Source organism: Nocardiopsis alborubida (assembly GCF_012396365.1).
Lineage (GTDB): Bacteria > Actinomycetota > Actinomycetes > Streptosporangiales > Streptosporangiaceae > Nocardiopsis > Nocardiopsis alborubida.
This window is the reverse complement of sequence record NZ_JAAXPG010000029.1, coordinates 1-16,366: the sequence shown is the minus strand read 5'-3', so window position 1 is coordinate 16,366 and position 16,366 is coordinate 1. Positions and strand designations below refer to the sequence as shown.

Genomic DNA, 16,366 nt, shown 5'->3' with positions numbered 1-16,366 from the left:
GGGTCGCCACCGTGCGGCGGTCACAGGGATACCGCTGACTCCGGGGAGGGGTGGCACCAACCGACCGGGCGGACGACCACGTGGCCCTGTCCGGGGTGGAAGCAGGAGGTGACGCCGCGCAGCGTGGACAGGATCGGTAGCAGGTCGTGGTAGCAGGACACCGAGGACGGCACCTCCAGTACCTTGGGGGTGCTGAGCAGGAAGGGCAGTTCGGCGCGCAGATAGGCCAGTCCGGCGCGCAACCTGGCCCCGTCCGGATCCGGCTGCGCGCCCAGGACCCGCCGCACGTGCTCCTCCCAGCAGCGGCGGACGCGGGGATCGGCGGCGTACTCCTGGTCGAGGCGGTACTCGACCTCCCGGTAGCCGGGCAGTTCCGTGCACTGCGACAGGGCGCGCACGCGCACGTTCCCCGCGGCCGGAGCGGCCGACTCCACGGCGCGCCGGATGCGGCGCCGCACGTCCTTGAGCGCCCTGTTGGCCCGGGACGCGGCGTGCTCCCCGCTGCTGCCGGACGCCATGTACATGGTGTCCAGGTGCAGGTCGGTGTAGAGCACGTCGACCTCGGCGAAGTGCCGCTGCGCCCAGTGCAGGAGCCGTGCGAGCCGCTGCTGGCTGAAGTAGCTGTTCCCCGCGCTGACCCCGATGAGCGCGTGCTCCCCCCGTGCGAACACGCGACGGCAGGAACCGGTGAAGGGCAGGACGTCGAAGCCGTCCGCGGACGCGTCGGGCGGCCGCGGCTCAGTCGGAGATGACATCGGGATCCTCCAGGACGGCCGCCAGCCGCTCGCACAGCTGGTCGAGCAGGGTGTCCAGTTCGTGGTCGTCCATCGCCCCGCACATGACGTCGTCCATCCGACCGCGCAGGGCGTCGAGGTCCGGGTGGTGCGGGCCGGTTCCGGCCGCGAGGGCCAGGACGCGGCGGGCGGCGTCCAGGCAGCGGAACGTGCCGTACTGGCGCGGTTCGTCCAGCAGGCCGCGGCCGCTGCTGAGCAGGTAGGCGGCGAGCAGGAGGAGCTCCTCGCCGACACGTCGGGCGTCAGTCTCCCCAGCGCTCATGGCTGACCACCTCTGTCCGGTCTCGTCGGGGTGCGGGGGCGAGTGGCCGGGCGGGGTGCCCGACCGGAACCAGGAGCAGTGGTTCCAGGTGGTCGGGCAGGCCCAGGAGCCTGCGGACGGGGCCCGCGCGAAAGCTTCCGGACGGGCATCCGCCCAGCCCCAGGCAGTGGGCCGCCAGGAGGAGGTTCTCCACCGCCATCGCCACGCAGAGCATGCCCTCGTCCCAGGATTCCCTGGAGCTACCGGAGCCCCCCACCGCACGCGAGCGGTCGAAGCAGGCCGCCACGACCAGCGGCGGGAGTTCGATGATGCCGGGGGAGAAGGCGCGCAGCAGCCTCAGTGTGCGCCGCTCGCGGACGACGACGAAGGCCCACGCCTGCTTGTTGGACGCCGAGGGGGCCGCGAGCATGGCGTCCAGCATGGGTTCCAGGAGGGAGTCGTCCACCGGCCGGTCGGTGAAGGCGCGCACGGCACGGCGGGTGGTCAGTGTCTGCAGGACCTGTGATGACCGCTGGGGGGACTGTCGGTTCGCGTCCGCCCCACTCGAACCTTTGTCCACACTATGCGATTTTCTGAGCACGCTCCGTAGTTTACCCTGTTATACGGCTTCATGGATGCCGCACCGGTGCATCTGGCCGCCCCTCTCCGCGACCTCGGGAGGGGAACCACCCGAAAGGACCGCGATGTCCGCCCCTGCACCCCTGAGTCCTTCCGCCACGAAACTGTTCGAGCTCATCACCGCCAGCTGGGTGGCGGCCGCCGTCAGCGCGGCGGCCGAGCTCGGCGTCCCCGACGCCATGGCCTTCGAGCCCCTGCCCGTCGACGAGATCGCCGGGAGGGTCGGTGCCGACACCGAGGCCCTCCACCGCCTGCTGCGCGCCTGCGCCGACCTCGACCTGGTCCAGGAGGGGCCGCCGCGGCACTTCGCGCTGACCGAGATCGGCCGCGCCCTGCGCAGCGACGCGGCCGACTCCATGCGCGGCTACGCCCGGTGGGTCGGCAGCCAGGTCGAGCGCTCCACCATGGCCCACCTGGCCCGGGCGGTGCGGACCGGGCACTCGGTGTTCGAGGAGGTGCACGGCCGACCGCCCTGGGCCTACCTGAACGAACACCCCGAGAGCGCGGCCGTCTTCGACCAGGGCATGACCGACATCTCGTCCCAGATCACCCGGGGTGTGGCGGACAGCTACGACTTCGGCGCGCACGGCACCCTCGTGGACGTCGGCGGGGGCCGGGGCAGGCTGCTGGCCATCGTGCTGTCGGCCCATCCCGGCCTGCGCGGCGTGCTCTTCGACCGGCCCGAGGTGGTCGCCCAGGCCGGACCGGTGCTGGAGGACGTCCGTGAGCGGTGCCGCGTCGTCGGCGGGGACTTCCTCTCCTCCGTCCCCGAGGGCGGCGACGCCTACCTGCTGTCGAACGTCATCCACAACTGGGACGACCGCGACGCCGCGCGGATCCTCTCCCACTGCCGTGAGGCGATGAACGGCGACGGGCGCGTCCTGCTCGCGGAGGTGGTGATGCCCGACTCCCCCGGCCCGGCCCGGACCGCCAAGTTCATGGACCTGAGCATGCTCGCCCACTGCGACGGCAAGCAGCGCACCAGGACCCAGTTCGCCGAGCTCTTCCGTCAGGCCGGGCTGAGGCTGACCCGTGTCCTGCCCAGCAACGGGACCAGCATCGTCGAGGCGGTACGCGCCTGATCGGCGCACCGGGGCCCGCGCACCCCGGTGCGCGGGGCCCGGTCCTCCCCCGGGGCCGCGCACCCGGGGCCGCGCCTCAGCCCTCGTGGACGGCGGCGAGGAAGTCCAGCAGGGCCGCGTTGACCTCCTCGGGGCGCTCCTGCTGGGTCCAGTGGCCGCAGCCGGGCAGGGTGACGCTGGCGTGCAGCCCCGGCGCGACCAGCGACAGGTTCTCCAGGAGCTCGGGGATGCCGCGCATGGCCCTGACCAGGTCCATGTCCCCGCCCACGTACAGGGCGGGCACGTCGATGACGCGTCCCTGGAAGGGCGACATGAGCCCCTGGTTGAGTTCGTTGTTGCGGTACCAGTTGAGCGGCCCGGTGAAGGCCTGCGGGTCGGAGTAGTCGGCCGTGAAGGCGGCCAGGTCCTCCTCGGTGAGCCAGGAGGGCAGCTCCTCCGGCTCGGGCAGCGCGTCCAGCAGGGTGCCGCCCTCCGCGGCGAACCACAGCTGGGGCTCGTCGAAGGGGGCGTCGCCCGAGGCGGTGACCAGGATGCGGCGCAGGGTCGAGGCGGGGTCGGCCGCCAGTTCGGCGTCGGCGACTCCGGGCTCCTGGAAGTAGACCTGGTAGAAGTTCTCGCCGTAGAGGGCGCGGGCGGCCGAGGGCGGGGGCATCATGGCGGGCGGGAACGGCGGGACGCTCAGGCCCGCCACGCCGCGGACCAGGTCGGGGCGCATCATGGCGGTGCTCCAGGCCACGGGCGCCCCCCAGTCGTGGCCGACCACGACCGCGCCCTCCTCCCCCAGCGCGGAGACGAGGGCGACGACGTCGCCGACCAGGTGGGGCAGGGTGTAGGCGTCCACGGCCTCGGGCCGGTCGCTGCGGGCGTAACCGCGCTGGTCGGGGGCGACCACGCGGTACCCCGCCTCGGCCAGCGGGGCGAACTGGTGGCGCCAGGCGTACCAGCTCTCGGGAAAGCCGTGCAGGAGCAGGACGAGCGGTCCGCTGCCCTGTTCGGCGACGTGCAGCCGGATCCCGTTGACCTCGACGTCCCTGTGTTCCACGTTCATGGCGTGCGCGCTCCTCGTTGCTGAGGGGTGGGGGGGTCACGGTCACGCTATCCCAGCGGACCCCGGAGCCTCCCGGTCCCCGGCGGCAGGGGCCGAACGTGTCCCCGGGCGCGGCTGGTGCGTCCGTTCCGGGAGGCGGCCGTGATCCCGGCGTTCCCGGTTACCCCGGAGGGCGCCCCTCCCACCTGCGACGCTTGAAGTGGAGCGCGCTCCAGTACCTAGGGTCCGGTCCATGACCACACCACAGCGAAGGATCGGCTCGGGCTTCGGCAGGCGCAGCACCGCGCGCGAGGTCCTGGACGGAATCGACCTGACCGGACGGCTGGCCGTCGTCACCGGCGGGTACTCGGGCATCGGGCTGGAGACGACCCGGGCCCTGGCAAAGGCGGGCGCCCGCGTCGCCGTGCCCGCCGGAACCGGGACCGGCGCGGAGGGCGTGCGCGACCACGCGGCCGACCCCGCGCAGGCCGAGCGCCTGTGGGCGTTCTCCGCCGAGTTGACCGGGGAGGACGCCCTCGCGTCAGCCTCCCGGCCCTGAAGGGACCGAACGTGCGGCTGGAGCGCCCCGCTGGACGCCAGGGAGCCCACCGCGTCCGGCCCGGCGACTCCACCGGGGGCCGTCGGACGCGACTCCCCCGCACGGGTGCCTCCCGGTTCCGGCCGCGGCCCGCGCCGCCGTCCGCGGGGACCGACCCCGTGGTCGGCGGCGCGGAGCCCCCACTGAAGTCCCACAACCGACATATCCCCCATAAAAGGAATTCAACCCTGAAACCACTTAATATCCCATATCCGTAAAATACTGTTCCCTATGGACTTGGGCGGGAGGGAAAACCTACGGTGGAGGCTCGCACTTACCCCCAGCGGTGAGGAGAATCGGTCATGACCGTAGCTTCCGAGGTTCCGGACATCCTTTCCCCGGAATTCCTCGCCAACCCCTATCCCGCCTACCGCGCCATGCGCGAGCGGGCTCCCCTGTTCTGGCACGAGGCCACCCAGAGCTACGTCGTCTCCCGGTACGAGGACGTCAGACGCGCCTTCCGGGACGAGGCCTTCACCACCCGCAACTACGACTGGCAGCTGGAACCGGTGCACGGGCGCACCATCCTGCAACTGGACGGGCGCGAGCACGCGGTGCGCCGCGCACTGGTGGCCCCGGCCTTCCGCGGCAGTGAACTGCGGGAACGGTTCTGGCCCGTCATCGAGCGCAACAGCCGCGAACTGGTCGACGCCTTCCGGCACACGGGCGAGGTGGACCTGGTCGCGCAGTTCGCCACCCGCTTCCCCGTCAACGTCATCGCGGACATGCTCGGCCTGGAACGGGCCGACCACGACCGGTTCCACCGCTGGTACACCTCGATCATCGCCTTCCTGGGCAACCTGTCGCAGGACCCGCGGGTGGCCGAGGAGGGGTTGCGCACCCGCGAGGAGTTCGCCGCGTACATGCTGCCGATCATCCGCGAGCGGCGGGCGAACCCGGGCGAGGACCTGCTGTCCACCCTGTGCACCGCCGAGGTCGACGGCACCCGGATGAGCGACGAGGACGTCAAGGCCTTCTGCAGCCTGCTCCTCGCCGCGGGCGGGGAGACCACCGACAAGGCCGTGTCCGGCATGTTCGCCAACCTGGTCGCCCACCCCGAGCAGCTGGCGCGGGTGCGCGAGGACCGGAGCCTGATCCCGCGCGCGTTCGCCGAGACGCTGCGCTACACCCCGCCCGTGCAGATGATCATGCGCCAGCCCGCGCACGACGTGGAGCTGGGCGGCGCGACCGTGCCCGCCGGGGCGACCGTCATCTGCCTGATCGGCTCGGCCAACCGCGACGGCGACCGCTTCACCGACCCCGACTCCTTCGACATCCACCGGCCCGAACTCGGGGACGCCACCTCCTTCTCCGCCGCGGCCGAGCACCTGGCCTTCGCCCTGGGGCGCCACTTCTGCGTGGGCGCCCTGCTGGCCGAGGCGGAGGTGCGGGTGGCGACCAACCAGCTGCTGGACGCCATGCCCGACGTGCGCCTGGCCGAGGGCGCCGCCTTGGAGGAGACCGGGGTCTTCACCCGTGGGCTGACCCGGCTGCCGCTGCGGTTCACGCCGGTCCCGTCCCCGGGCTGACCCGGCGCCGCGCCGCGGAACCCGCTCGTCCGCCCCTGGCCGGTCACGGCGGAGGGGGCGGACGGGCCCGCCTCACGCCGACCACACTTCCGGCCGCCCCTACTGCCGGGGCGTGAAGCGCGCCGGAAGCTCGAAGAGTCCGCGCATCCACAGCGACGGCCGCCACTCCAGCCGGTCCGGGGGCACCGCCAGCCGCACGTCCGGAAGCCGGTCCAGCAGGCTCTCCACCGCCGTGCGGGCGATCATCTCCGCGATCTCCGGTGCCGGGAAGGGACACCCGTGCTCGCCGTGGCCGAAGGACATCTGCGCGCGGTTGCTGCTGTAGATGTCGGGGAGCCCCGCGTGCAGGCGGGGGTCGGCGTTGGCCGCCGACAGTCCCAGCACCAGCATGTCGCCGCGGCGGATGCCGCGCCCGCCCAGCTCGCAGGTCTGCACGGCCCACCGGCCGATGAAGTTCTGCGTGGGGGTGTTCTTCCACAGGACCTCGTTGAGGGCCTCGCCCGCGCTGCTGCGCCCGCCCTGGAGGGTGAGCGAGAACTGGTCGTCGGTGAGCATCAGGCGCAGGGTGTTGCCGATCCAGTTGCCGGTGGGCGCCTGGGCCGCGGCGAGGACCACCAGCAGGTCGATGACCACCTCGGCGTCGCTCAGGCCCGCCGGGTGCAGCAGCAGCCTCGAAGGGACGTCGTCGCGGGGCGCGGCGCGGCGGTCGGCGACCAGGGCGTCCAGGCGGGCGTGCAGGCGCTGGTGGGCGCCGCCCGCGTCGGCGGTCACGTCGAGCGAGAGCACGACGTCGCGCACCAGCGCCGGGACCTCCGCCTCCGGCAGGCCGTAGAGGCGGGCGACCACCATCGCGGGGATGTGGTGCGCGTACTGGGCGACCAGGTCGGCCTCGCCCTCGGCGCAGAAGGCGTCGACGAGTCCGTCGGCGGCCTGCTGGCACAGGGCCTTGAGGTCGGTGCGGTCCACGGCGTCCAGGGCGTCGCCGATCGCGCCGGCGCGCCGCTGGTGCTCGGCCCCCTCAGCGAACATGACCGAGGGCGTCCACATCACGTAGGGCATGAGCGGCCAGTCGCGGCCGACGCGGTCCCACTGGTTCCAGCGGCGGCAGTCGCGGGCGAACCACTCGGGCCTGCTGGTGACGTGGTGCAGTTCCCGGTAGCCCATGACGAACCACGCGGGGACGTCCCCGTCGAGCAGTACGGGCGCGACCGGGCCGTAGCGCCCGCGCAGTTCCTCGTAGAGTCCGGCGGGGTCGCGGGCGATGTCGGGGCCGTAGAAGCGGGCGGCCCCCGCGTGGTCCGGGGAGGGCGGCGGCGGGCCGCTGCTGGCCGGTGCCGCGGCCTCCGGAGCCGGGGTGTGGTTCACGTCGTCTCCTCCTGGGTCGGTGCGGATGCGGAGCCGGACGCCGGCGCGGACGGGTACCCCGCCACGGGTCCGGACACGTGCTGGACGAGGGTGACCAGGACGTCGCGGCTGGACTCGCGGCTGCGGGCGTCGCAGTCCACCATGGGGACCCGCTCGGACACGTCCAGGGCGCGGCGCACCTCGGACAGGGCGGGCCCGGGACCGAAGCGGTTCACCGCGACGACGAAGGGCGTGCGGTGGTGTTCGAGCCGGTCCACGGCGTACCAGGAGTCCTGGATGCGGTCGGTGTCGACGAGGACGACCGCGCCCAGGCTGCCCTCGAAGAGCTGGTTCCACAGGAACCAGAACCGCTTCTGGCCGGGGGCGCCGAAGAGGTAGAGCACGCGCCGCTCGTCGACGGTGATGCGCCCGAAGTCGAAGGCCGCGGTGGTGGTGCGCTTGTCGCGGACGGCGCCGAGGTCGTCGATTCCGACGCTGGCCTGGGTCATGACCTCCTCGGTGCTCACCGGGCGCATCTCGCTGACGGAGCCGACCAGGGTGGTCTTGCCGACGCCGAAACCGCCGACGATGACGATCTTGAGTGCGTTGTCGGCCGTCGCGGCGAGCGGGGCCCGACGCGGCTCGGTCAGCCGTTCAGAGGCGTTGGAGGGCAAGGAGCACCTGCTTCAGGGTCTCGGGGTCGTGTCCGGCCTCCTGCCGGGCGAAGGCCGCCGGGTGGCGGACCGTCACCCGCCCCGTGTCCAGCAGGTCCAGCAGGAGGATCCGCACGACGCTGACGGGGAGCCCGAGCTCCGCGGACAGCTCCACCACGGCGGTCGGGTACGCGCACAGGCGCAGGATCGCGGCGTGCTCGGACTGCATGCCGGGCACGGGGTCGCACTCGGCGACGACGAGGGTGACCGAGTCGAACACGCGGGTGTCCGCGTCGGAGCGTCCGCCGGTCACGGTGTACAGACGGTCGGGAGCCTCGCCGCTGAGGGCGTCGTGGTGGGTCACGGCCGCTCGGCGCCCGCTCGGGCCCGCTCGCCCCGGCGCGGGGCGGCCGTCAGGAAGCCGCCGATCCGTTCGACGAGCTCGTTCATGTTGTGGCCGACCACGCCGACGTCGGCGTCCCCGGAGGCGATCACCGCCAGGTGGGCGCCCTCTCCGGCGCGGATGATGAGCAGGACTCCTCCGCCGAACTCGGCCATGGCCTGGCCCGCGCCGCCGCGGTCGCCGAATTCGGCGGAGGCGCTCAGGGACAGGCTCTGGATGCCCGCGGCGATGGCGGCGAGCTGGTCGGCGCGGTCGGTGTGCAGTTCGCGGGTGTGGCACATCCTGAGTCCGTCCCTGGACAGCACGAGCACGTGGCGGATGCCCGGTGTCCGGTGGCGCAGGTTCTCCAGAAGCCAGTCGAGGCTGGTGTCCATGGTGTTCATCGGGGTCGCGGGGCAGCCGCGCGCGGATCCGGTCGCGTGCCCCTCCCTCCGTTTCTCTTCTCTACTCTTCGGCTCGTTGGGGCTGGCGGGCGTTGCGGAAGGACGCGAACCTCGTGCCGGGGTCGCCGCCGGGTCCGGGCGCGGCCGGGCCCGGGGAGAGCTGGTCGGGTTCCTCCCGCAGCGCCGCGGCGAGGGTCTGGCCGCGCCGCCGCCTGGGCAGCCCGGAGGCGGCGCGGGCGGGTGCGGTCGCGATGCCGGGGCCCGCCTCCGCTGTGCCGGGTCCGGGACCCGCGGCGGGCGCGGACCCGGGCGCCGCGGAGCGCCGGGACCGGTGCCCGGCGCGCGGGCCGCCGGAGGCGGGCTGGGCGTCGGTGAGCAGGTGCGGCGGAACGAGGACGACGACGCCGATGCCGCCGCGCGCGGAGGGCCGGAAGCTGACACCGAGCGCGTGCTTGTCGGCGAGGCGGCCCACGACCGCCAGGCCCGTGCGGGTGCCGCGCAGCGTGGACAGGTCGCGGGGCTCGGTGACCAGGCTCTCGGCGAGTCTGCGCTCGCGCACGCGCATGCCCAGCCCGCTGTCCTCGACGGTGACGGACAGGCCGGTGTCCTCCTCCTGGACGTAGACGTGCACCTCGGTGCCGTGGGCGGAGAAGTTGGCGGCGTTGTCCATGATCTCGGCCAGGGCCTGCATGACGCCCTCGGCGGCGTGCCCGGCGATGGAGGCGGTGCTGGTGTTGTGCAGGCGCACGCGGCGGTAGGCGCTGATGCGGCCCATGGCGCCGCGCAGGATGCTCTCCATGACGATGGGCCGAGTCCAGCGGCGGCCCGATCGGCCCCCGGCCAGGACGACGAGGCCGTCGGCGAGGCGACCGGTCCGGGAGACGCCGTGGTCGATGTCCAGGAGGTCGCCGAAGACGCCGGGATCGTCGCCGTAGCGGTCCTGGAGTTCGCGGAGCTTGGCCAGCAGGGAGGTCAGGTGGGCCTGGATGCGGGCGCCGGTCGCGGAGGCGGTCTCCATGGCCGAGGCGGAGCGGCGGTCGGCGGCCAGCAGCTCCTCCAGCGTGTGCGCGCGCAGGCGGGCGAGGGCGTCGTGGACGGGGGGCAGTTCCTCCCGGAGGGTCTCCGCGGCGCCGACGCGGTCCTCGCGGACGCGGGCGACCATGAGCGGCAGCCCGGTGCGGTCGAGGTCGGCGATCTGCTCCTCCAGCGCGGTGCGCCGGGCGAGGGCGTCGGCGGCGCGGGCGCGCGCGGTGTCGAGTTCGGCGGTGACGGCGTGGGTGAGCCGGTGCAGCGCGACGTGGCGGGGTTGGGGGTGCTCGGCGAGGACCTCGCGCGCGGTGCGGCCCGTGCTCAGGCCCTCGGTGAGGGCGGGCAGGAGCTGGTCGACCAGGTGCTCGGCCTCGCGTTCGAGGGCCTGGGCGGTGGCGTCGACCCGGGTGCCGTGCTCGCGCGCGGCGCGGGCCGCCGCGGCCTGGTGCGCCGCCGCGGTGACGGCGGCGCACAGGACGACTCCGGCCACGCCGACGGCCAGTGCCACGCTCTGGCGGGCGTCGGGGTGGGCCGTGATGACCGCCCAGGACCAGGCGGGGGCCGCCAGCGCGGTCACGGTGAACAGGGCGATCAGGGCCTGTTGTCCGGGGCGCGGGGGCCGCCGTTGTCGGTCGGACGGGTGTACTGGCATGGGCGGGTTCCTCGCGGGGCAATCGTGCGAAGGGGGCGGGGCTGTGCCCGGCCCCGTCGTCCGGTCTCCGGGCAGGGGAGGTCCACCCGGTTTTCCCTCGGGGAATTCGAGGGCGGACGGAAATCACCGTAGACCACGGGCGAAAGGCACGTGGGCTTTCTCGCGAGGAACCCTGGCCACACGGCGGAAAAGTGCGGTATCCCGCTTTTTTCCACTCTTCTTAATTCTGACATACCCCTGCATTGCGCACTTTTCGCACGGCTGCTCGGATCAGGCGAAAAGGAGGAAGACCGCGAGGACCCCCGCCAGGAGGGCCAGCGTGCCGATCGCGGAGTGGCGCCGGGAGGCGGCGCCCGCGTCGTCGGCGCGCGCGGGCAGGCCGGGCCAGCGCAGCACCGCGGCCGCGGCGGCCCCCGCCGTCATGGCCACGTCCAGGTACCACACCGCCACGGGGAAGAGCGCCCACGTGGTCAGCAGCAGCGAGAGCACCAGGAAGAAGAGCGTGTTGGCCGTCCGGTTCAGCACGTCCCAGCGGTCCGCGAAGCGGAACCTGCCCCGGTCGCGGACCCGCAGGAGGACGTCCGCCGCGCTCAGGACGCAGATGCCGTTGAGGAACGCGGCCCCGGCGTAGGTCAGCACATCCACCACGCTCATCGGGCGTCCTCCCCCGTCAGCAGCTCCAGGACGGGTGCTTCCAGTCCGGTGGTCGTGTTGCCGAAGGCCAGCACCGCCCGTCCGCCCTCACGGTCCAGGGCGACCATGGAGGAGAACCCCCCGGTGCCGCCGTTGTGCCAGGTAACCTCGGCGCCGCCGTGCTCCTGCGTGACCCAGGCGAACCCGATCCGGCGGTCCGGACCGTCGTCCCAGCGCGGTTCCAGGGACGCCGCGCCCGGGGCGGTGCCCTCCAGCAGCGCCTCGGCGAAGCGCGCCATGTCGGCGGGGGTGGAGCGCACGCCGCCCATGGGCGCGTAGGCGCGGGCCAGCCAGGGGTCGGCCCGGCGCCCCCTGTCGGTGTAGCCCGGGGTCGCGTCCTCGGGCAGGTCCTCCTTGGAGTCGGGCAGGGTCGTACCGTCCATCCCGAGGGGGACGAGCAGCCGTTCGCGCAGGAGGGTGGCGTAGTCGGTCCCGGCGGCGTTGGCCAGGGCGTGGCCCAGGATGGCGGTGCCCATGTTGGAGTAGTGGGACTCGCCGCGGTCGGACAGCTCCGCCGCGGCCACCTGCGCGACCAGGGTGTCGTAGTCGTAGGGGTAGGGGTCGTTTCCCAGGTAGGAGGCCGCCAACGAGACCGCCATGTCGGACAGGCGGGTGGAGAGCCGGGGCAGGCCGGAGCGGTGGCTGGAGAGCTCGGCCAGGGTGACGTCGGCGGCCGGGGCGCCCTCCAGCTCGACCAGCTCGCCGAGCCGGGTCTGCGCGGTGACCTCGCCGCGTTCGATGGCGTCGGCCAGCAGCATCCCGGTCATGGCCTTGCTGACCGAGCCGATCTCGTAGTCGGTGCCCTCGTCCGCGCCGAAGTGGGCGAAGCCCACCCGGCCGCCGTCGACCTCGACGACGCTGACGCGGTCGCGCACGCCCTCGGACAGCAGCGGGCGCGCCCGGTCGAGGAGTCCGGGGTCCCCGGACTCCTCGGCGGACAGGCCGGGTGTGTGCGGCCGTGCGGCGATCCCGAGTACGACGACCAGGACGGCCGCCGCACAGGCGACCGCGACGGTCCCCCCTCTGGCTCTCACGGAGCCCTCCTTACTGGGGCGCTCCCCCCGCCGCCGTGAGGATGGCGAGCAGGGGGACGACGCGTTCCGGTGGAATGACGTAGTGGCCGCGCCGGACGGTGGTGAGCCACCCGGCGGCGGCGAGCAGGTTGACGTGGTGGTAGATCTGGCCGGTCGTGCCGAAGTCGGAGCGCTCGGCCAGGGCGGCGACGGTCCCGGTGCCCCTCCAGACCGCGTGCAGCAGCTGGAGCCGGACGGGGTTGCCCAGGGCGTCGAGGCTGGCGGCGTGGCGGGCCCAGTCGGACTCCTCCAGGCGCTCGACCGGCAGCCCCTGCTGCCACTCCAGCGCGTTCTCCTCCCCCTCACCGCCGCGGACGATCCCGGCGAAGACCACGCCGCCGTGTCCGGTGACGTGCTCCCGCAGGGCGTTGAGCGCGAAGAACGCCTCCCCGGGCGCCTGCGCCCCGGACTCCCCGGTTCCGTGTTCGCGGGCCGCCTCCAGCGCACTGACGCGCGCCTCCAGTTCGGCCAGCCGCTCCTCCGTCGTCCTGTCCACCACACCTCCACCTTACATACTTTTCCGTAATTACGTACTTTCGTTCCCCGGGTGGCGTGCCCGCGAGCTTTACCCGATCCGTAGGAACGGGTGGGGTGTCGCTGACCTCCGGGGTCGGATGATGAAGATAAGGCGCGCGGATCGCGCATCCGCAAGAGGGACACCCGAGCGGCCGTTCCCACGTCCCGGACCGCGCAGAGGCCAGCGGGGACGGCCGGGAAGGATCCGGACATGCGAACGCAGGCAGCCAACGGCTGGCAGTTCTTCGTCGCGACACTGCTGATCGTCCTCGGGGCGGTCAACGTCATCCAGGGGCTGGTGGCGCTCCTGACCCCCCAGTTCTACGCCGCGGCGAGTACAGAGGTGCTCCTGCTGGGGTACACCTCCTGGGGCGTCCTGCTCGGCCTGTGGGGGGCGGTGCTGATCGTCGCCGGTCTGGCCGTGCTGTCCCGCAGCACGTGGGCCCGGGGCTTCGCCCTGATCCTCGCCTCGGTGAACGCCGTCGCCCAACTGGGCTTCATCATGGCGATGCCGCTGTGGTCGATGATGGCCATCGCCGTGGACCTGCTGGTGATCTACGGCCTGACCGCCGGCTGGCCGGACCGCGAGCGCGAGTCCAGGCGCACCGAGCAGCACGAGGGCGCCTACCAGAGCGGGTACAGCGCCGCCCACGCGGCGCCCAGGCCCGCGCGGTCGCCGGAGGGGACCACCGGATCGCCGCAGAACGCGGGACCGCAGCAGACCACCGGGCAGAACTACTAGAGAGCCCCTCCCGGGCCGCCCCCGTTCCCCAGGACGGGGGCGGTTTCGCGCGCCCGCGCCCGCGTCCGGACACGGGTCACAAGCCCCGGACGGTCACCATGCCCGGTCCGGCGGCCGCGCGCCCACGTCCGTGCGGGCCACGAACCCGTTCCATCCGGGAAAGGCCCGGGAAAGGCCCGGGATCAGTCGCGGTACAGCTCCGCCAGGGCGTCGGCGTGGCGCTCCCGGACGATCCGGCGCCGGAGTTTGAGCGAGGGGGTCAGCTCACCGGTGTCCGGGCCCCACTCTCCCGGGAGCAGCCGGTGGCGCCTGACCCCTTCCGCGCGGCTGAACCGGGCGTTGGCCGCCGCGACCGCGCGTTCGGCCTCCGCCGCCACCTCGGGGTGGGCGACCAGCGCCTCCCAGTCCCCGCCGGTGTCGATGCCCCGGGCGGCCGCCCACGCCGGGAGCGTCTCGCGGTCGGGCACCAGCAGCGCCACCAGGTAGGGCCTGCGGTCGCCGTGCACGTAGGCCTGACCGACGATCGGGTGCTCCTTGAGGGCGTTCTCCAGCGGCGCGGGCGCGACGTTCTTGCCCTGGGAGGTGACGATGAGCTCCTTCTTGCGGTCGGTGATCCACAGGTAGCCATCCTCGTCGAGGCGGCCGACGTCACCGGTCGCGAACCACCCCCCGGCGTCGGTGGCCGAACGCACCGACCCGTCCGGCTGGAGGTAGCCGCCGAAGACCGACTCCCCGCGCAGCCACACCTCGCCGTCCTCGGCCACCCGCACCCGCACGCTTGCGATGGGGCGGCCGACCGAGCCCAGCCGGAACCCGGTGGCGGGGCTGTTGACGGTGGCCACGCCCACGGACTCGGTGAGGCCCCACGCGTCCATGACCACGACCCCGAACCCCGCCCAGAACCGCACCACGTCCAGCGGCATCGGCGCGGAGGCGCTGGAGGCCCAGCTCACCCGGTCCAGGCCGACCCCGGCCAGAAGGGGCAGCAGGACCTCGGTTCGGGCCCGCTCGAAGCGTTCCCCGAGTTCGGCGGGCACCTCCTCGCCGCGCTCGCGGTGGGCGACGTGCTCGGCGGCCACGGCCGTGGCCGCGTCCACTTCGGCGCGCGTCCCCTCGGGCATCCGGGCGAGCCCGGCGCGCAGGGCGGAGGCGAACTTCTCCCACACGCGCGGGACGCCGAAGAACTGGGGCGGGCGCACGTGCCGCAGGACCCCGGGCAGGTCCTGGAGGCTCCCGCACATCCACACGTGGGAGGCGCGAAAGACCGGCAGGTAGAGGCCGAGCATGCGTTCGGCGATGTGGGCCAGGGGCAGGTAGCACACGTGGTCGGGGTGCTCGGGGAGGGCCACTGCCGCGTCCAGGGCGGTGGCGTTGGCGAGCATGTCGCGGTGGGTGATCGCCACGCCCTTGGGGTCCCCGGTGGTTCCGGAGGTGTAGACGACGGTGAGCAGGTCGTCGGGGGTGAGGTCGCGCCAGCGGTCGAAGGCCGTGCCGACAGGGGTGTCCGCGAGAGTGCCGTAGTCGGTGTGGCCGCGGTCGGGGTCGGCGCCGTCCACGACGACCAGCGCGGCGAGGGGGACCTCGGGGTCGGCGAGCAGGCCCTCCCACGCGGCGGCGGTCCCGGAGTCCTCGACCACGGCGAGGCGGGCGCGGCTGTGGCGGGCGATGTGGGCGACCTGTTCGGAAGCGGCGGTGCTGTAGACGGTGGTGGGAACGGCGCCCGCGTGGACGAGCGCGAGGTCGGACAACCAGTGCTCGGGACGGTTGCCCATCATCAGCAGGACGTGGTCGCCGGGCCCGACTCCCAGGGCGGCGTAGCCCTCGGCGAGCGCGGCGACGCGGTCGCGCACCCGCGACCAGGTCAGGGTGGCCCAGTCGCCGCCGTCCTGCGTGCGCCAGGACAGGGCGGGCGCGTCCGGGTGGTCGGCGGCGTTGCGGGCGAGCAGGCTCGGAAGGGTTCGTCCGGCGGGGGGCATGGGCGCTCCTGGGTCCGGGACCTCCGTGTGCGGCCGACGGGGGTCGGGCGCACTCATCCCTACCCACCTACCCAGGAAACGGGTGCCCCGCTCCGGGGGACGGGTGCCCCGCTCCGGGGGGACAGGGATCCTTCCCCCCGGAGCGGGGCCGGGCTCAGCGCTTGCGCGGGTGCAGGTGGCTGGTGACGGCCAGCCGGTTGTAGAGGTTGATCATCGCGATTCCGGCGATGAGCGCGGACAGCTCCTGGTCGTCGAAGTGCTCGGCGGCACCGTCGTAGGCCTCGTCGGACACCCCGTGCTCACCCAGGCGGGTGATCTCGTCGGTGAGGGCCAGGGCGGCCCGCTCCGCGTCGGTGAAGATCTCCCCGGCCTCGTACCAGGCGGACACCAGGAAGAGCCGCTGCTGGGACTCCCCCGCCTCCAGGGCGCGCTGGGTGTGCAGGTCGATGCAGAAGGAGCACCCGTTGAGCACCGAGGCGCGCAGTTTGACCAGTTCCAGCAGGGTGCCGTCCAGGTGCCCGGAGATGACCTTGTCGATCTCGTCCAGTTTGCTGTAGACCTCGGGAAGCTTCTTCGCCCAGATCACGCGTTCTTTCGCCACGGGGGCTGCCCTCCTCGTCGAGCACTTTCACCGTCCCGGCCGGGACCCGGACCACAACGCTACCAACGGGGTCCGGCCGCTGCGGGGCCAAGGTCGGAACCGGACGCAAGAAGCTGGACTCGGTCGGTTTTTCGATGCGATACGGGACATTCCACACACCCGAAAAGACCAACTGTTTCCTTTTTCCATTTTCTGCGACTTTTATTTTTTCGGTTCCCACGTAGATCCACAGGCAGGGCACACCGCAGGAGGTAGGGCCCCACGGCGCAGCGCCAGCGCCGCCGCCCCGTACCCGCCCATGGAGAACCCGCCGACGGCGCGCAGTTCGCGGGGGCGCGTGTGCTCGCCCTCGACGGCCTCAACGGCCGCGCCGGTGACGAAGCTCTCCAGC

At 73.2% G+C, this 16,366-nt stretch carries 17 protein-coding genes and 2 pseudogenes; 4 read left to right on the top strand and 15 right to left on the bottom strand.

Annotated features, from left to right (window positions below):
• Positions 1-20: 20 nt before the first annotated feature.
• Genes HGB44_RS25065 through HGB44_RS25055 form a run of 3 tightly spaced genes read right to left on the bottom strand, consistent with a single transcriptional unit; the run spans position 21 to position 1,552 of the window.
• The gene (locus HGB44_RS25065; protein ID WP_061081216.1) at positions 21-755 is read right to left on the bottom strand and encodes a tRNA-dependent cyclodipeptide synthase; all 735 of its coding nucleotides are present in this window, start codon (positions 753-755) and stop codon (positions 21-23) included.
• Positions 739-1,056: a DUF6092 family protein gene (locus HGB44_RS25060; RefSeq protein ID WP_061081217.1), complete on the bottom strand. Its 318-nt coding sequence runs from the start codon at positions 1,054-1,056 to the stop codon at positions 739-741. The genes HGB44_RS25065 and HGB44_RS25060 overlap by 17 nt, the downstream gene beginning before the upstream one ends.
• Positions 1,037-1,552 carry a nitroreductase family protein gene (locus HGB44_RS25055; RefSeq protein WP_210752144.1) on the bottom strand — a complete coding sequence of 172 codons (516 nt, stop codon included), beginning with the start codon at positions 1,550-1,552 and terminating at the stop codon, positions 1,037-1,039. The genes HGB44_RS25060 and HGB44_RS25055 overlap by 20 nt, the downstream gene beginning before the upstream one ends.
• A 187-nt stretch (positions 1,553-1,739) precedes the next feature.
• Here HGB44_RS25055 and HGB44_RS25050 point away from each other — a divergent pair, with 187 nt between their 5' ends.
• Entirely contained in the window at positions 1,740-2,756 is a 1,017-nt protein-coding gene (locus tag HGB44_RS25050) for a methyltransferase (RefSeq protein WP_061081219.1), read from the top strand.
• 76 nt (positions 2,757-2,832) lie between these two features.
• Here HGB44_RS25050 and HGB44_RS25045 read toward each other — a convergent pair whose 3' ends face one another.
• The gene (locus HGB44_RS25045; protein ID WP_061081220.1) at positions 2,833-3,804 is read right to left on the bottom strand and encodes an alpha/beta fold hydrolase; all 972 of its coding nucleotides are present in this window, start codon (positions 3,802-3,804) and stop codon (positions 2,833-2,835) included.
• Positions 3,805-4,036: 232 nt separating this feature from the next.
• Here HGB44_RS25045 and HGB44_RS25040 point away from each other — a divergent pair, with 232 nt between their 5' ends.
• Together HGB44_RS25040 and HGB44_RS25035 are read left to right on the top strand one after the other, a co-directional pair.
• A complete protein-coding gene (locus HGB44_RS25040; RefSeq protein ID WP_061081221.1) occupies positions 4,037-4,342 on the top strand; it encodes an SDR family NAD(P)-dependent oxidoreductase in 306 nt (101 codons plus the stop codon).
• Positions 4,343-4,683: 341 nt separating this feature from the next.
• Positions 4,684-5,910: a cytochrome P450 gene (locus HGB44_RS25035; RefSeq protein WP_061081222.1), complete on the top strand. Its 1,227-nt coding sequence runs from the start codon at positions 4,684-4,686 to the stop codon at positions 5,908-5,910.
• A 99-nt stretch (positions 5,911-6,009) separates the two neighbouring features.
• Here the strand turns inward: HGB44_RS25035 and HGB44_RS25030 are convergent, their stop codons facing one another.
• The 8 genes from HGB44_RS25030 to HGB44_RS24995 form a co-directional block, all read right to left on the bottom strand.
• Positions 6,010-7,275 carry a cytochrome P450 gene (locus HGB44_RS25030; RefSeq protein ID WP_061081223.1) on the bottom strand — a complete coding sequence of 422 codons (1,266 nt, stop codon included), beginning with the start codon at positions 7,273-7,275 and terminating at the stop codon, positions 6,010-6,012.
• Positions 7,272-7,928 carry a GTP-binding protein gene (locus tag HGB44_RS25025; protein ID WP_061081224.1) on the bottom strand — a complete coding sequence of 219 codons (657 nt, stop codon included), beginning with the start codon at positions 7,926-7,928 and terminating at the stop codon, positions 7,272-7,274. The genes HGB44_RS25030 and HGB44_RS25025 overlap by 4 nt, the downstream gene beginning before the upstream one ends.
• Entirely contained in the window at positions 7,909-8,271 is a 363-nt protein-coding gene (locus tag HGB44_RS25020; protein ID WP_061081225.1) for a DUF742 domain-containing protein, read from the bottom strand. The genes HGB44_RS25025 and HGB44_RS25020 overlap by 20 nt, the downstream gene beginning before the upstream one ends.
• Positions 8,268-8,693 carry a roadblock/LC7 domain-containing protein gene (locus tag HGB44_RS25015; RefSeq protein ID WP_061081226.1) on the bottom strand — a complete coding sequence of 142 codons (426 nt, stop codon included), beginning with the start codon at positions 8,691-8,693 and terminating at the stop codon, positions 8,268-8,270. Before HGB44_RS25015 ends, HGB44_RS25020 begins: the two co-directional genes overlap by 4 nt.
• A gap of 61 nt (positions 8,694-8,754) precedes the next feature.
• The gene (locus HGB44_RS25010) at positions 8,755-10,374 is read right to left on the bottom strand and encodes a sensor histidine kinase (protein ID WP_061081227.1); all 1,620 of its coding nucleotides are present in this window, start codon (positions 10,372-10,374) and stop codon (positions 8,755-8,757) included.
• 270 nt (positions 10,375-10,644) lie between these two features.
• Positions 10,645-11,028, bottom strand: a complete 384-nt coding sequence (locus HGB44_RS25005; protein ID WP_061081228.1) for a hypothetical protein — start codon at positions 11,026-11,028, stop codon at positions 10,645-10,647.
• On the bottom strand, positions 11,025-12,101 hold the full coding sequence (locus tag HGB44_RS25000) for a serine hydrolase domain-containing protein (protein ID WP_061081229.1): 1,077 nt from the start codon (positions 12,099-12,101) through the stop codon (positions 11,025-11,027). Before HGB44_RS25000 ends, HGB44_RS25005 begins: the two co-directional genes overlap by 4 nt.
• A gap of 10 nt (positions 12,102-12,111) precedes the next feature.
• Complete coding sequence (locus HGB44_RS24995) at positions 12,112-12,636, bottom strand: ArsR/SmtB family transcription factor (RefSeq protein WP_061081238.1); 525 nt, start codon at positions 12,634-12,636, stop codon at positions 12,112-12,114.
• Between the two features lie 141 nt (positions 12,637-12,777).
• Between HGB44_RS24995 and HGB44_RS24990 the strand changes: the two are divergent.
• Positions 12,778-13,398, top strand: a pseudogene (locus tag HGB44_RS24990) (DUF7144 family membrane protein); the annotation flags it as partial.
• 182 nt (positions 13,399-13,580) lie between these two features.
• On the opposite strand, the gene HGB44_RS24985 reads toward HGB44_RS24990, so the two are convergent.
• From HGB44_RS24985 to HGB44_RS24975, 3 genes and pseudogenes are all read right to left on the bottom strand, one after another.
• Entirely contained in the window at positions 13,581-15,374 is a 1,794-nt protein-coding gene (locus tag HGB44_RS24985; protein WP_061081231.1) for an AMP-dependent synthetase/ligase, read from the bottom strand.
• A 154-nt stretch (positions 15,375-15,528) separates the two neighbouring features.
• Positions 15,529-15,975 (bottom strand): carboxymuconolactone decarboxylase family protein, encoded by a 447-nt coding sequence (locus HGB44_RS24980; protein ID WP_061081232.1) that lies wholly within the window; start codon positions 15,973-15,975, stop codon positions 15,529-15,531.
• Between the two features lie 201 nt (positions 15,976-16,176).
• Positions 16,177-16,366, bottom strand: a pseudogene (locus HGB44_RS24975) (hypothetical protein); the annotation flags it as partial.